This window comes from Xanthomonas sp. LMG 12460, from assembly GCF_009192895.1.
In the GTDB taxonomy this organism is placed as follows: Bacteria; Pseudomonadota; Gammaproteobacteria; order Xanthomonadales; family Xanthomonadaceae; genus Xanthomonas_A; species Xanthomonas_A sontii.
The window spans coordinates 19,578-33,721 of record NZ_NKUH01000079.1 but is presented as its reverse complement, the minus strand read 5'-3'; the positions used below and the strand labels follow the sequence as shown (position 1 = coordinate 33,721).

The window sequence follows — 14,144 nt, the reverse complement described above, 5'->3', positions numbered from 1 at the left end:
AGGCGCGCGGCTCAGCGCGCGCCGTTGATGATGCGGTGCACCGAGGCGGCGTAGCGCTGCAGTTGCTCCAGCGTCACGAACTCGTCGGCGGTATGCGCCTGGGCGATGTCGCCCGGGCCGTAGACCAGCGCGGTGTAGCCGCCGGCGGAGAACAGCGAGGCCTCGGTCCAGAAGTCCACCGCGTTGCCGATCGGCAGCTCCAGCGCATCGGCGACGTCGCGCGCGGCCAGGCGCTTGTCCTCGGCGCGCGCAATGTCTCCCGACGGCAGGCTCGGCCCGCGGAAGGTCTCCTCGAAATGCGCCGCGGCCGGCTCGGCGAAGCCGGCGAAGGTCGCCAGCAACGCATCCACATCCATCGACGGCAGCGGCCGGAAACCGAAGCGCAGCTCCGCCGCCGGCGCGATCATGTTGGCCTTGATCCCGCCCTCGACCCGGCCGATGTTGAAGCGCAGCCCGGTCAGCCCGCCGAAGCGCGCGTGCGCCAGCGACTCCACATGGTCCAGCGCACGTCCGCCCCAGCGCATTGTCTGATGCAGGGCGCTGGCCGCGGCATCCTGCTTGCCGGAGGCATGCCCGGCGCGGCCGGCGAAGCGCATCAGCACCGAACTGATGCCGCGGTGCGCCAGCACCGCCTCGCTCATGGTCGGCTCGGCCACCAGCACTGCCTCGTAGGCGATGCCGCGGGCCAGGAACGCAGCGATGCAGCGCGGGTCGTTGGCTTCCTCGTCGCTGGAGAACAGGAACGCGGCATCGCCGTCGCCGGCATTGGCCGCGGCCAGCAGCGCCGCCGCCGCGCCCTTGATGTCGCACACGCCCAGGCCGACCACGCGATCGTCCAGGCGCCGCATGACGTGCGGATCGGCGCTCCAGTGCGGCGAATCCGGCACCGTGTCCAGGTGCACGTTGAACAGGTACTTCGGCGTGCCGCGCACCGCGTACAGGCTGACCGCGCCGGCGCCGTGGTCGATCACCTCCACCGCGAAGCCGGGCAGCTGCGTGCGGAGGTAGTCGAAGATGCCATCGGTGCCGATCGCCCGCGGCGGATTGCGGGTGTCGAAGGACACCAGCGTCTGCAGGTGATCGAGCGTGGAGGTGAGCAGATCGGTCATGGTGTGTCAGGCTGCCGTGGTGCTGGTGCGGTAGAGATCGGGATAGGCGATTTCCATCAACGACTGCGGCCGCGCCGGCGCGGCGAAGCCGTACTGCGCATACAGCGCATGTGCGTCGGAGGTGGCGAGCATGAAGCGACGCAGGCCTTGCAGTTGGGGGTGTGCCATCACCGCCGCCACCAGTTGCTTGCCGTAGCCGCGGCCGCGATAGGCGTCGAGCACGAACACGTCGGCGAGATAGGCGAAGGTCGCGCCGTCGGTGATCACCCGGGCGAACGCCACCTGCCCGACGCCATCGAGATGGCCGCCGAAGCACAGCGAACCGGCGATCGCCCTCTGCACCGTGTCCAGCGGGATGCCCAGGCTCCAATAGGCCTGCTCGCTGAGGAAGCGATGGATCAACGGCAGATCCAGTTCCTGCTTGTCGGTGCTGATGCGCAGTGCGTGCATGAGGTCCATCAGACAGGTCCTTCTCCCCTCGGGAGAAGGTGCCCCGCAGGGGCGGATGAGGGTACGAGCGAAGCCTGGTGAAGCCAATCGCGCTAGCAGGTGAAGATCCTGGCGAAGCTCGCGCAACCAACTAGTGCGAGGCTTCGCCCGGACCCTCACCCCAACCCCTCTCCCGGGGGAGAGGGGCTTTAAGCGTCAGCGATTCACTTGCGCGTACAGCGTCGAGCTCATGCCGAACAGCTTGATGAAGCCCTCGGCCTCGGCCACGCCCCAGTCCGCCGACTGCGCGTAGGTCGCGCCCTTGGCGTTGAGCAGGTGCGGCGACTTCACCGCCACCGCGTCGACGCGGCCGCCGCGGGTCTCCAGCGTCACCTCGCCGTTGACCATCGCCTGCGACGACTTCAGGAAGGCCTCCAGGTCGGTCTTCAGCGGATCGTGGTAGAAGCCTTCGTAGACCAGCTCCACCCACTTGCGCGCCACGTCCGGCTTGAAGCGGTTCTGCTGCTTGGTCAGCACCGCGTCCTCCAGCGCGCGGTGCGCGGCCAGCAGCGCCACCAGGCCCGGCGCCTCGAACACGATGCGGCCCTTCAGGCCGATCACGGTGTCGCCGGTGTACACGCCGCGGCCCACGCCGTAGGGCGCGAACAGCTTGTTGAGCCTGGCCAGGATCTGTTCGCCCGGCAGCGCCTTGCCGTCGAGCTCGACCGCCTCGCCCTGCACGAACTTCAGCTTCACCGTCAGCGGCTCGGTCGGCCACGCGCTGCGCGGCGCGCACCAGCCGCGGGCGCCCTCGCCCGGCGCTTCCCAGCGGTCGATCTCGCCGCCGGACATGGTCAGGCCGAGCAGGTTCTCGTTGATGGTGTATGCCTGCTGCTTGGCGCGCACGCCGAAGCCGCGCTCCTCCAGGTACTTCTGCTCGTAGGCGCGGGTCTGCGTGTGTTCCTTCTGGATCTCGCGGATCGGCGCGACGATCTCGTAGTCGCCCAGCGCCTTGACCGCCAGGTCGAAGCGCACCTGGTCGTTGCCCATGCCGGTGCAACCGTGGGCGATGGTCTTGGTGCCCAGTTCCTCGGCGCGCTTGAGCGCGGCATCGACGATCAGATAGCGGTCCGACACCAGCAGCGGATACTGGCCCTGGTAGCCCTCGCCCGCCCACACGAACGGCTTGACAAAGCCGGCCCAGATCGCCGGGCCACCGTCCACGGTGACGTGGCTGGCCGCGCCCAGTTCCGCGGCGCGCTTCTCGATGAAATCGCGCTCCTCGGCATCCACGCCGCCGGTGTCGGCGAACACGGTGTGCACCGCATAGCCCTTGGCCTGCAGGTAGGGAATGCAGAAGCTGGTGTCCAGACCACCGGAAAAGGCGAGGACGATGTCCTTGGTGCCGGGAGTGGGGATTGGGGAGTCGGGATTGGTGGAAGCGGTGCTCATGGTTGTTTCCTTATCACGCGTAAAAGTGGGGGCTAACGCTGTTGCTGTACCGATTCTCTATTCCCGATTCCCGATTCCCGCTTGCGAAGCAAGCGCCGCCATGATCGCCTTCTGCACATGCAGACGGTTCTCGGCTTCGTCGATGGCGATGCAGTTGGGCGAGTCCATCACCGCGTCGGTAGCCTTGACGTTGCGGCGCAGCGGCAGGCAGTGCGAGAACACGCCGTTGTTGGTCAGCGCCATCTTGCGTTCGTCGACGATGAAGTGCTGGTACTGGTCGCGGATCGGCTTCTCCGGGCCCCAGTTGCCGAAGAACGGCAGCGCGCCCCAGCTCTTGGCGTAGACCACGTCGGCGCCGGCGTAGGCGCTGTCGATGTCGTGGCTGACGCTCAGCGAACCGCCGCTCTCGGCCACGTTCTGCGCGGCCCAGCCCATGTAGCGCTCGTCGAGCACGTAGTCCGGGGTCGGGCACAGCAGGGTCACGTCCATGCCCAGGCGGGTGGCGATGGTCAGTGCGGAATTGGCCACCGCGGTGTTCAGCGGCTTGGGATGGTAGGTCCAGGTCAGCACGTACTTCTTGCCGCGCAGGTCGCGGGTGCCGAAGTGCTCCTGCAGCGCCAGCGCATGCGCCAGCTCCTGGCAGGGATGGGTGATGGTCTCCATGTTGATCACCGGCACCGGCGAATATTTGGCGAAGCTCTTCAGCACCAGGTCCTCGCGGTCCTTGGCCCAGTCGACGAACTTCGGGAACGCGCGCACGCCGATCAGGTCCACATAGCGACCCAGCACCCGCGCCACCTCGGCGATGTGCTCTTCGGTGTCGCCGTCCATCACCGTGCCCAGGTCGAACTCGATCGGCCACGCGTCCTTGCCCGGCTGCAGCACCACCGCGTGGCCGCCCAACTGGAACGCGCCCAGCTCGAAGCTGGTGCGGGTGCGCATGGACGGGTTGAAGAACACCAGCGCGATCGACTTGCCCTTCAGCTCGCTGCCGAGGCGGTTGCGCTTGAACAGCGCCGCCTGGGTCAGCAGCGCGTCGAGCTCGGCGCGGCTCCAGTCCTGGGTGTTCAAGAAGTGCTTCAGAGACATCGATCGATCCTTTGCAGCGGTGGGGACGCGGGGACGCGCGAGGCGTTCTACAGGGAGGTTCTTTACGGGTGAAACTTTTCCGGCCGATGAAAACGAAAAAACCCAGCCTCGGGCTGGGTTTTCAGAACGAACGGCACGACGCTCCGGTTACCCAGCGAGAATGTGGGATTCCGGTCGACGCGCGCGCGACGTCATGCCCGAGGCCATGCGTGCGGCGCTGAGATCGTGCTGGGGCAGGTTCGCTTTCATCGGCGCGCATCCTCGCACGCGCACGCCACAGGCGCAAGCGCGCGCGGCGCTCAGCGCGGGGGCACCACCACCGCGTCGGGCACGTACGGCGCCACCGAGACGCGGATACGCAGGCGGTTGCCCGGATCCTCGGGCAGCCGCGAGCGGTACTTGGTGCCCTTGTAGACATAGTCCACGTCGTAGGCGATGGGCCGGCGGAACTCGCGGCCGACCTCGACCATCCGGCAGTTGCGTCCGCCCTGCGGCGCCGTGGCCGGCGCAGCGGCCGGGGCCGGCTCCTCGTGGCGGCGGCTGAAGATGTCCTTCACCGAATCCATCAGCCGGTTCAAGCGGCTGTCGTCCTCGGCCGGCTTGGGTGCCGGCGCCGCCGGGGCCGGCGCGGGGGCCGGGTCGCACTGCTGCTCGGTGCGGGTGGCGCGTAGGGTCTGGTAGACCGGCTCCACGTTCAGCACCTGGGCGTAGTCCAGCTTGACGTTCTCGATCACCACCACCCGATTGCGCGCCTCGGAGTCCTGCGCCCAGGCCGGCGCGGCGGCGCAGGCAAGGAGGCCGACCAGCGGCAACAACGGGTTCGGGCGCATCGGCAGCAGCTTCGCAAGGGCAGACCAATGAGTGTAGGCATGGCGGCTTGCGTCGGGCTGAACGCGAGCCGACAGGCGCGACGCGCGCCCGCCTGGCGACGGCTGCCGGTAGAATCGGACGGTTTCCCCACCGCCGATGCCGATGAGCCTGCGCCTGCACAACAACCTGACCCGCCGGGTCGATGCCTTCGAACCGCTCGATCCGGTGGCCGGCCCGACGCTCTACGTCTGCGGCCCCACCGTCTACAACTACGCGCACATCGGCAACGCCCGCGGCCCGGTGGTGTTCGACGTGCTGGCGGCACTGCTGCGGCGCCGCTACGGCAAACTGCGCTACGCCCGCAACATCACCGACGTGGACGACAAGATCAACGCCGCCGCGCAGGCGCAGGGCGTGCCGATCTCGGCCATCACCGACCGCTTCGCGGCCATCTACCGCCAGGACATGGCCGCGCTGGGCGTGACCCCGCCGGACATCGAGCCGGCGGCCACCGCGCACATCCCGCACATCGTGGCGATGATCGAGCGGCTGATCGCCGGCGGCCACGCCTATGCCGCCGAGGGCCACGTGCTGTTCGCGGTGGCCAGCTTCGCCGATTACGGCAAGCTGTCGCGGCGCGACCCGGAGGAGATGCTGGCCGGCGCCCGCGTCGAGGTCGCCCCGTACAAGCGCGATCCGGGCGACTTCGTGCTGTGGAAGCCGTCCAGCGACGACCTGCCGGGCTGGGACTCGCCATGGGGCCGCGGCCGCCCCGGCTGGCACATCGAGTGCTCGGCGATGGCTGCCGCGCACCTGGGCGAGACCATCGACATCCATGCCGGCGGCGTCGACCTGCAGTTCCCGCACCACGAGAACGAGATCGCGCAGAGCGAATGCGCCCACGGCGGCGCCACCTTCGCCCGCGTGTGGCTGCACAACGGCATGCTGACCTTCAGCGGCGCCAAGATGAGCAAGTCGCTTGGCAACATCGAGACCGTGCACGACCTGATCGAGCGCCACCCGCCCGAGGCGCTGCGCTGCGCACTGCTCAGTGCCCACTATCGGCAGCCGCTGGACTGGTCCGACGCCCTGATCCAGGCCCAGGTGGCCCGGCTCGACGGCCTGTATGGAACGCTGCGCGATCTGCAGGCCATCGACGCCGAAGCCGTCATTCCGGCCGAGATCGAAGAGGCCCTCGACGACGACCTCAATACGCCGCTGGCGCTGTCGGTGCTGTCGAGCCTGGCGACCCAGGCGCGACAGGCACTGCGCGAGGCGGCGCCGGCCGGCGGCCCCGACCCCGCCGACGCCACGCAATGTGCGGACACGCTGCGCGAGGCCAAGGGCCGCCTGCTCGGCGCCGGCCTGGCCCTGGGCCTGCTGCAGCAGGATCCCCAAGTCTGGTTCCAGGGTGCCGGCAGCGACGACGACGCCCGCATCCAGGCGCTGATCGACGCCCGCAGCGACGCCAAGCAGGCCCGCGACTTCGCCCGCGCCGACGCCATCCGCCAGGAACTGGCCGACGCCGGCATTGTCCTGGAGGACACGCCGCAGGGCGTACGCTGGAAGCGTGGGTGATCGAGCCCTCGTAGAAAGAGGACGCACGGCTTTTCCCTTCTCCCTTCGGGACCACGGCCCCCTTTTGGGGGGAAGGTGCCCCGAAGGGGCGGATGAGGGTACGGGCGAAGCCTAGAGAGATGAGGCCGAGCGAATGGCCTCGACAGTTCGCGAAGCTTCGCCCGCACCCTCACCCCAACCCCTCTCCCGGAGGGAGAGGGGCTTTACATCGCTTGATCTTGGACTGCTATGACCGACACCGACTTTCCGCTCGAACCCACGCCCGCCGACGCCCAGGCCGCCATCGCCGAGGAGTTCGGCTTCTTCGGCGACTGGTCCGAGCGCTATCAGTACCTGATCGACCTGGGCCGCAAGCTGCCCGCCTTCCCCGAGCACTGGAAGACCGAGGAGCACCGTCTGCACGGCTGCCAGTCGATGGTGTGGATCGTGCCCGAGGGCAATGCCGAACGCCTGGTGTTCCATGCGATCAGCGACTCGGCGATCGTCTCCGGGCTGATCTATCTGGCGCTGCGGGTCTATTCCGGGCGCAGCGCCGCGGACATCCTCGCCACCGCGCCGGACTTCGTCGCCGCCATCGGCCTGGGCAAGCATCTGTCACCGACCCGCAGCAACGGCCTGGCCGCGCTGCTGGCCTTCATCCAGGACACCGCGCGCGCCCAGCAGGCATGAGCGCGCCGCTGCCCACCCCACCGCAGACCTTGCGCACGCTGCTGGCGCACCCCGGCTTCGCCCTGGTGCTGGCCTACCGCATCCTGGCGATGCTGTCCTACCAGGTCGTCGCGGTCACGGTCGGCTGGCATATCTACGAGATCACCCGCGATCCGTTCTCGCTGGGCCTGATCGGGCTGGCCGAGATCCTGCCGTTCTTCTGCATCGCCCCGTTCGCCGGCTACCTGGTCGACCACCTGCCGCGCCGCTACCTGGGCATGCTCGCCAGCGTCGGCCTGGTCGCCACCGCCGCGGTCCTGCTGGCGGTGAGCCGCGGCTGGCTGGCGGCGCAGGGCGTGTGGCCGATCTACGCGGCGATCGCCCTGACCGGCGCCGCGCGTGCGTTTCTGTCGCCGGTGTACAACGCGCTGTTCGCCCGCGTCCTGCCGCGCGAGGCCTATGCGCGCGGCGCCAGCGTCGGCAGCGTCGCGTTCCAGGCCGGCATGGTGATCGGCCCGGCGCTGGGCGGTCTGCTGGTCGGCTGGGGCGGCAAGAGCCTGGCCTACGGCACCGCCATCGGCGCCTCGAGCGCGGCGCTGTTGGCGCTGTGGCTGCTGCGCGTGTCCGAGCCGGTCCACGAAGGCCCGCGCGCACCGATCTTCCGCAGCATCGCCGAAGGCGCGCAGTTCGTGTTCTCCAACCAGATCATGCTCGGCGCGATGGCCCTGGACATGTTCTCGGTGCTGCTGGGCGGCGCGGTGTCGATGCTGCCGGCCTTCATCCACGACATCCTGCACTACGGTCCCGAGGGCCTGGGCATCCTGCGCGGGGCGCCGGCGCTGGGTTCGATCCTGGTCGGCGTGTGGCTGGCACGGCACCCGCTGCAGCGCAATGCCGGACGCGTGCTGCTGCTGGCAGTGGCCGGTTTCGGCCTGTGCACCATCGCCTTCGGGTTGTCGCGGCACTTCTGGCTGTCGGCGGCGATCCTGCTCGCCTATGGCATGTGCGACGGCGTCTCGGTGATCGTGCGTTCGACCATCCTGCAACTGGCGACACCAGACGCGATGCGCGGACGCGTGTCCTCGATCAACGGCATCTTCATCGGTTCGTCGAACGAACTGGGTGCGTTCTACGACGGTGTCATGGCGCGGCTGATCGGGTTGGTGCCCGCCGTGGTACTTGGCGGCTGCGTGACCTTGGGCGTGGTCGGCGTCACCAGCTGGAAAGCGCCCAAGCTGCGCAATCTGGATCTGCGCGACCTGCAGTAGGGGTGACTGATGGCGAGTGCGGGTCGGACGCGAGACAGCCCGGCCCGGTCGTGCATCACGCACCCTGGCGCCGGCGCGTGCGCACCGCGCCAGTCATCCTTCCATTCGCCACAACGACCGCGCTCAGCGCGCGGCCGCCACCGCGCGCACCTGCGCCTCGTCGTCGGCCCAGGCATGCGCGCAATCCGGCACGCCGGCCGGCTGCACCAGGCCGCCCTGCCCCGCCAGGAACCGGCAGGTGGCGGCGAACACCGCCGGCACGGCGTGCGAGCGGATCGGCGAGGCCAGCACGTGATTGTCCGCCCCAGGAAAGTCCACTGCCTGACGCAAGGCCGGTGGCGTTCCCAACTGCTTGAACATCGCCTGCAGCGCCGCCACCGACACCGTGCGGTCCTGGTGCTGCGGGTCGCGGTAGTAGTAGCCGAGGAACACCGGCACATGGATGCGCGCATAGGTCGCCGGCCGCATGCCGCCGCGGGTCAGCGCCGCCAGCGCGCGGTAGCCGTCCAGGTGCGTGGCGTCGGCCCAGTAGGCACTGTCGACCGGATAGCGGAGGATCGGATCGCCACCGTTGTGCGTCCACGCCAGCAACTGCGCGCCCCACGGCCACAACATCGGCTGCAGCTGATCGCCGTATTCGCGCACCAGCGGCGACCACAGCACCAGCGCCTGCACCTGGCGCGGATTCGCCGCCACCGCCTGCGTCGCCAGCGCACCGCCCATCGAATTGCCGATCACCACCACCCGGTCGCCCAGCACCCGGGTCACCGCCAGCGCCTCGGCCGCACCCGCGAGCAGGCGCCCGGCATCGACGCCGCGCAGCGCATCGGCCGCGACCAGGCCGTGCCCGGGCAGGCGCGGCAGATACAGATTGCAGCCGAAGCTGCGCGCCAGCCGCACGTGGGTGGGCGCGCCCTCGCCCTGGCTGGCGGTGAAGCCATGCAGATAGACCATGGCGCACGCGCGTCGCCCGGGATGCGCCGGATCGGCCCAGACGATCCGCGCCTGGTTGTCCGGGCGCAGCCCCGGCGTGGCACGTTCGCGCGCATCGATCCAGGCCTGCAGCGCCAGCGGATCCTGCGGCACCGCCGGCGCCGCCACCTGCGGCAGGGCCACGCTGACCCGTGGACCCAGCGCAATGACCGCGAGCAATGACAGGGCGATCAGGATCGGCCAGCGCCAGCGACGACGGGGTTTGCGCGCACCCGATCCGGCCACGTCGGAATGACCGTTCAAGCGCGACGCTCCGTTATCGAACTGAGCGAGGATACATAATGGAAATAATTTTCAAGCAGTGACATTGATTGTCGGCGTCGACATGGCGATGTACCACAGTCGCCATTATGCGACACCGTCATGACAGGCGCATTTAAAGCCTTTCCAAAGCCACGCGCAGCACTGAAATTCCGATGACAAGCGACTGAATTTCATGGCGTATTTTTTCACCAACCAGTACCGGTAAAACGCATTTTGTAGACAAGATGGAAAGCCAGCAAACACAGAAAGGAAGGCGAAAGAAGGCCCCGAAATTATCTCCTCCGAATTAAGTTTCAGCCCGCTTCTAGAAAATGGACGCGCCTCGAAACGCGCGGCTCCCATATGAAACACGGATGGAATCAGCCGAATGGAACATTCGCTTTTTCGTGACGCGGCAGTGGACGCCCGGAGCCAGGCATGGCTGGGGACGGTACGACTGGCAACGCCGCTTTCGACCCGGGCCTGGACCTTCGTCGCCCTCGGCATGGCCGCCGCCATTGTGCTGTGGCTGTTCTTTGGCCATTACACCCAGCGCGTCCATGTCACCGGACTCCTGGTTCCGCGCGCGGGCTTGATCAGCCTGACCGCCAATACGCTCGGCGTGATCGATCACGTCGGCGTCGCCGAAGGCGATCGGGTCGCGAGCGGACAGGTCCTGGTCTCGCTGTCGGGCGAGCACACCAGCAAGGCACTCGGCAACACGGCGGCCAGCGTCAGCGCGCAGTTGCAACGCCAGGCCGGCAGCCTGCGCCAGGACATCGGCGATACCCTGCAGTTGCAGGACAAGCAGGCAGAGGACAACCGCACGCAGCAATCCGCGCTGAAGGAGCAACTGGTTCAAATCGATGCGCAGATCGCCATCGAGAAAAAACAGATGCAGTTGGTGCAGGAGCTGGTGGACAAGTGGTCGGGCCTGGTCGCCGGTGGCTACATCCCGGCGCTGCAGGTCGAGCAGGAGCAATCGGCGTTGCTCGCCGACGAGTCGCAGCTGAGGTCGTTGCAGCAGCAACGCGCCAGTACGCAGCAGCAACTGAGCGTCCTCAACGATCAACTGACCCAACTGCCACTGGCCGTGTCCGCCAAGCTCAACGACCTGCGCCGGCAACTCGCGCAGGTCGAACAGACCCTTGCGCAGAACGAAGCGGCACGCGCCAGCGAACTGCGTGCGCCGGCCAGCGGCACCGTCTCCACCTTGCTGGTCAAACCCGGCGCTTCGGTCGCACTTGGCCAACCGCTGCTCGCCATCGTCCCGGACGGCTCGACCCTGCAGGCGCAGATCCTGGTTCCCAGCCAGGCGGTCGGCTTCGTCCATCCGGGCATCCAGGTCACCCTGCATTACCAGGCATTCCCTTACCAGAAATTCGGCCTGCACCACGGCGTGGTGCGCAGCGTCTCGCGCAGCGCACTGACGCCGGGCGAAGTCACCTTGCTGCTCGGCGGCGGCAATCCGCCCTCCTCCGACCCCCTGTACCTGGCCCGCGTGGATCTGGCGGATCAGAACGTCGAAGCATATGGACGCAAGGAACCCTTGCGCCCGGGCATGGCGCTGGACGCGGACATGTTGCTGGACCGGCGCCGGATCGTCGAATGGATCTTCGAGCCGCTGTACGGCATGGGCCATCGCTGGAGCAGTGGCGCGTGAACGCGGCCCCCACGCATCACGGCACGACGGCACAGACTGCGAGCGCGCAGGACGCGCGCGCCGCGAAACTGCGCTTCTGGCGTACGCGCGTCCTGCCAAACGTGCTGCAGGCCGAAGCCGCAGAGTGCGGCCTGGCCTGCATCGCGATGATCGCCGGCTATCACGGACACCATACCGATCTGCCCGCGCTGCGACGCCGCTTCAGTCTGTCGCTGAAGGGCATGACCGCGCGACGCCTGATCGAGATCGCGCATGCGCTTGGGCTGCAATGCCGGCCACTTCGGCTGGACCTGGAAGAGCTCGGTCAGTTACAGACGCCCTGCGTGCTGCACTGGGACATGGATCACTTCGTGGTGCTGCGCAGCGTCGGCAAGCACGGGATCGTCGTACACGACCCCGCGGTCGGCGTGCGCAACTTGAGCATGAGCGACGTCGGCAGGCACTTCACCGGCGTGGCAATCGAGTTTTCCAGAGGGCCGACCTTTCAGCGCCAGCGCGAGACGCCGCCGGTGTCGCTGCGCGCGCTCGCCGGCTCGGTGCAGGGCCTGGGCCGCGGACTGGCGCAGATCTTCGGGCTGGCCCTGGTCCTGGAAGTCTTCGCGCTCCTGGCGCCCTTGTTCATGCAACTTGTGGTGGATCAGGTGATCGCCGATGGCGACCACGACCTGCTCACGTTCCTCGGCCTGAGCTTCGCACTGCTGATCGTGCTCGAAACACTCGTCTCGGCCTTGCGCAGCTGGACCGTGATGTGGCTCAGCACGCACTTCAACCTCGGCTGGACCGGTAATGTGTTCCAGCATCTGTTGCGTCTGCCGCAGTCCTACTTCGGCACGCGCCATCTCGGCGACATCGTGTCCCGCTTCGGTGCGATCGACACGATCCAGCAGACGCTCACCACCCGCTTCGTCGAGATCCTGCTCGACGGGCTGCTCGCCAGCGTCACCCTGGTCGTGCTGTTCGTCTACAGCCCATTGCTGTCGGCCATCGTCCTCGGTGCGGTCGCCGTGTATGCGGCACTTCGGCTGCTGTACTTCCGCGTCTACCGCGAGGCCAACCTCAGCCAGATCACCGTCACCGCCAAGCAGCACAGCCGATTCCTGGAGGCGGTCCGCGGCGTGCAGACGATCCGCCTGAACAACCAGGAGGCCGAGCAGACCGCGCGCTACCTCAACGCTGCGACCGACACGCTGAACACGTCCATCGCCGTGCAACGCCTGGACATGCTGTTCACCGCATTGCAGAACCTGGCGGCAGGCGCGCAGCGCCTGGGCGTGCTCTGGCTGGGTGCTTGGCTGGGATTGAAAGGCCAGTTCACCGTCGGCATGTTGACCGCCTTCGTGGCCTACGGAGACCAGTTCAGCAGCCGCGTCGCCAGCCTGGTCGACTATGCGATCGAACTGCGCATGCTGCGTCTGCAGGCCGAAAGACTGGCCGACATCGTACTGACGCCACCCGAGGCCCACGCCACCAGCGAGCACGCGGGTCCGCTGCCGCAGCCCAGCATCGCCTTCAACAAGGTCAGCTTCCGCTATGCCGAAGGCGAGCCCTGGATCCTGCGCGAGTGCAGTTTTGCGGTGCAGGCAGGCGAATCGGTCGCCATCGTCGGCCCATCCGGGTGCGGCAAGAGCACCCTGGTGAGAGTACTGCTCGGCCTGCTCGATCCGCAACAGGGCGCGATCGAGATCGGTGGCCTCGATCTGCGCCGGCTCGGCAAGTCCCGCTACCGCGCGATCACCGGCAGCGTGATGCAGGACGACCATCTGTTCACCGGTTCGATCGCCGAGAACATCAGCATGTTCGACGTACTCGCCACGCCGCAGGACATCGAGGAGGCCGCCTGCCTGGCCGGCATACACGAGGACATCATGGCCATGCCGATGGGCTACCACAGCCTGGTCGGCGACATGGGATCCTCGCTCTCCGGCGGCCAGCAACAACGCCTGTTCCTGGCGCGCGCGCTGTACCGGCGCCCGCACATCCTGGTGCTGGACGAGGCGACCAGCCATCTGGATCTGGCGCTGGAACGCCAGCTCAACCAGGCGATCAAGGCCCTGAACATCACCCGCATCGTCATCGCGCACCGCCCCGAAACGATCGCGCACGCCGATCGCGTCATCGAATTGCACGAAGGAGCAGTCCGCACACGCCAGCCTGCGGCGCATGCGCCACGCGCGCCCGTCACCTCCTAGCTTGCCGCCGGCACGGCGGCCAGTTCGCCGTGCCACATCGTCCCATCCCGTATCGCCAACGTGAGGTCGCCATCGTGTCAGCGCCGGAAGCGTCGTCCCTGCAAGTCGTCAACAATTTCGTCGAAGTCCAGCATCTGCCGGAACTGCTGCGCGGTCGCGGCGGCTGGTCCTACGGCATCTATCCAGGATTGCTCGGCGACGCCGCGCCGTCCTGGCATATCCATCTGTGCGGCAGCCGCAAGGCGCACGAGCGCGCCATCCACGACGACGTCCTCGCGGCGACCCCGGGCATGGAGGCGCTCCACGAGGTCTGGACGCAGATCAAGGACAACCTCGCGCAGGACTACGGCCTGGTCCGCGCCTACGTGACCGGCCACACGCATGGACAGGACGGCGTGGCGCATCACTACGCCAAGCCGTCGGATCAGGAGCGTGTCGCCTTGCTCTATGCCAGCGCCGAATGGAAAGACGACTGGGCGGGTGAAACCGTGTTCTACGACACTGCGCGCGAGTGCATCTCGATCCGCCCGCGCCCTGGTCGGCTGGTGTTGTTCGACGGCGCCGTCACCCGTGCCTCGCGTGCCCCGGCGCGGGAGTGCCCGACGCTGTGCTCGACCATTACCTTCCATATGCGGCGTGTCCGGCGCTGATACCGACCCACCGGGAACATCCA

Annotated in this window: 12 protein-coding genes; 6 read left to right on the top strand and 6 right to left on the bottom strand. The window is 67.9% G+C overall.

Going from position 1 to position 14,144, the window contains the following annotated elements; genetic code table 11:
• Nucleotides 1–11 precede the first annotated feature (11 nt).
• The 5 genes from CEK66_RS15650 to CEK66_RS15630 all read right to left on the bottom strand — a co-directional run bounded on the left by CEK66_RS15650 (nucleotide 12) and on the right by CEK66_RS15630 (nucleotide 4,909).
• On the bottom strand, nucleotides 12–1,109 hold the full coding sequence (locus tag CEK66_RS15650; RefSeq protein ID WP_152237516.1) for an acetylornithine deacetylase: 1,098 nt from the start codon (nucleotides 1,107–1,109) through the stop codon (nucleotides 12–14).
• Between the two features lie 6 nt (nucleotides 1,110–1,115).
• Nucleotides 1,116–1,568, bottom strand: a complete 453-nt coding sequence (locus tag CEK66_RS15645) for a GNAT family N-acetyltransferase (RefSeq protein ID WP_043095626.1) — start codon at nucleotides 1,566–1,568, stop codon at nucleotides 1,116–1,118.
• Between the two features lie 186 nt (nucleotides 1,569–1,754).
• A complete protein-coding gene (locus CEK66_RS15640) occupies nucleotides 1,755–2,990 on the bottom strand; it encodes an argininosuccinate synthase (RefSeq protein WP_152237515.1) in 1,236 nt (411 codons plus the stop codon).
• Between the two features lie 57 nt (nucleotides 2,991–3,047).
• Complete coding sequence (locus CEK66_RS15635) at nucleotides 3,048–4,079, bottom strand: N-acetylornithine carbamoyltransferase (RefSeq protein WP_148828653.1); 1,032 nt, start codon at nucleotides 4,077–4,079, stop codon at nucleotides 3,048–3,050.
• 299 nt (nucleotides 4,080–4,378) lie between these two features.
• Nucleotides 4,379–4,909 (bottom strand): hypothetical protein, encoded by a 531-nt coding sequence (locus CEK66_RS15630; protein WP_152237514.1) that lies wholly within the window; start codon nucleotides 4,907–4,909, stop codon nucleotides 4,379–4,381.
• 142 nt (nucleotides 4,910–5,051) lie between these two features.
• Here CEK66_RS15630 and cysS point away from each other — a divergent pair, with 142 nt between their 5' ends.
• The 3 genes from cysS to CEK66_RS15615 all read left to right on the top strand — a co-directional run bounded on the left by cysS (nucleotide 5,052) and on the right by CEK66_RS15615 (nucleotide 8,383).
• Nucleotides 5,052–6,467, top strand: coding sequence for a cysteine--tRNA ligase (gene cysS / locus CEK66_RS15625; RefSeq protein WP_193312683.1), 1,416 nt, complete (start codon nucleotides 5,052–5,054; stop codon nucleotides 6,465–6,467).
• Nucleotides 6,468–6,695: 228 nt separating this feature from the next.
• Nucleotides 6,696–7,136: a SufE family protein gene (locus CEK66_RS15620; RefSeq protein ID WP_017912501.1), complete on the top strand. Its 441-nt coding sequence runs from the start codon at nucleotides 6,696–6,698 to the stop codon at nucleotides 7,134–7,136.
• Nucleotides 7,133–8,383, top strand: a complete 1,251-nt coding sequence (locus tag CEK66_RS15615) for an MFS transporter (protein ID WP_043095628.1) — start codon at nucleotides 7,133–7,135, stop codon at nucleotides 8,381–8,383. Before CEK66_RS15620 ends, CEK66_RS15615 begins: the two co-directional genes overlap by 4 nt.
• 123 nt (nucleotides 8,384–8,506) lie before the next feature.
• On the opposite strand, the gene CEK66_RS15610 is transcribed toward CEK66_RS15615, so the two are convergent.
• Nucleotides 8,507–9,619 carry an alpha/beta hydrolase gene (locus CEK66_RS15610; protein ID WP_226978637.1) on the bottom strand — a complete coding sequence of 371 codons (1,113 nt, stop codon included), beginning with the start codon at nucleotides 9,617–9,619 and terminating at the stop codon, nucleotides 8,507–8,509.
• A 505-nt stretch (nucleotides 9,620–10,124) separates the two neighbouring features.
• Here CEK66_RS15610 and CEK66_RS15605 point away from each other — a divergent pair.
• The 3 genes from CEK66_RS15605 to CEK66_RS15595 all read left to right on the top strand — a co-directional run bounded on the left by CEK66_RS15605 (nucleotide 10,125) and on the right by CEK66_RS15595 (nucleotide 14,121).
• Complete coding sequence (locus CEK66_RS15605) at nucleotides 10,125–11,282, top strand: HlyD family efflux transporter periplasmic adaptor subunit (RefSeq protein ID WP_152237512.1); 1,158 nt, start codon at nucleotides 10,125–10,127, stop codon at nucleotides 11,280–11,282.
• Between the two features lie 101 nt (nucleotides 11,283–11,383).
• Nucleotides 11,384–13,471 carry a peptidase domain-containing ABC transporter gene (locus CEK66_RS15600; protein WP_255424706.1) on the top strand — a complete coding sequence of 696 codons (2,088 nt, stop codon included), beginning with the start codon at nucleotides 11,384–11,386 and terminating at the stop codon, nucleotides 13,469–13,471.
• Between the two features lie 74 nt (nucleotides 13,472–13,545).
• Nucleotides 13,546–14,121, top strand: coding sequence for a hypothetical protein (locus tag CEK66_RS15595; protein WP_152237511.1), 576 nt, complete (start codon nucleotides 13,546–13,548; stop codon nucleotides 14,119–14,121).
• The last annotated feature ends 23 nt before the right edge of the window (nucleotides 14,122–14,144 follow it).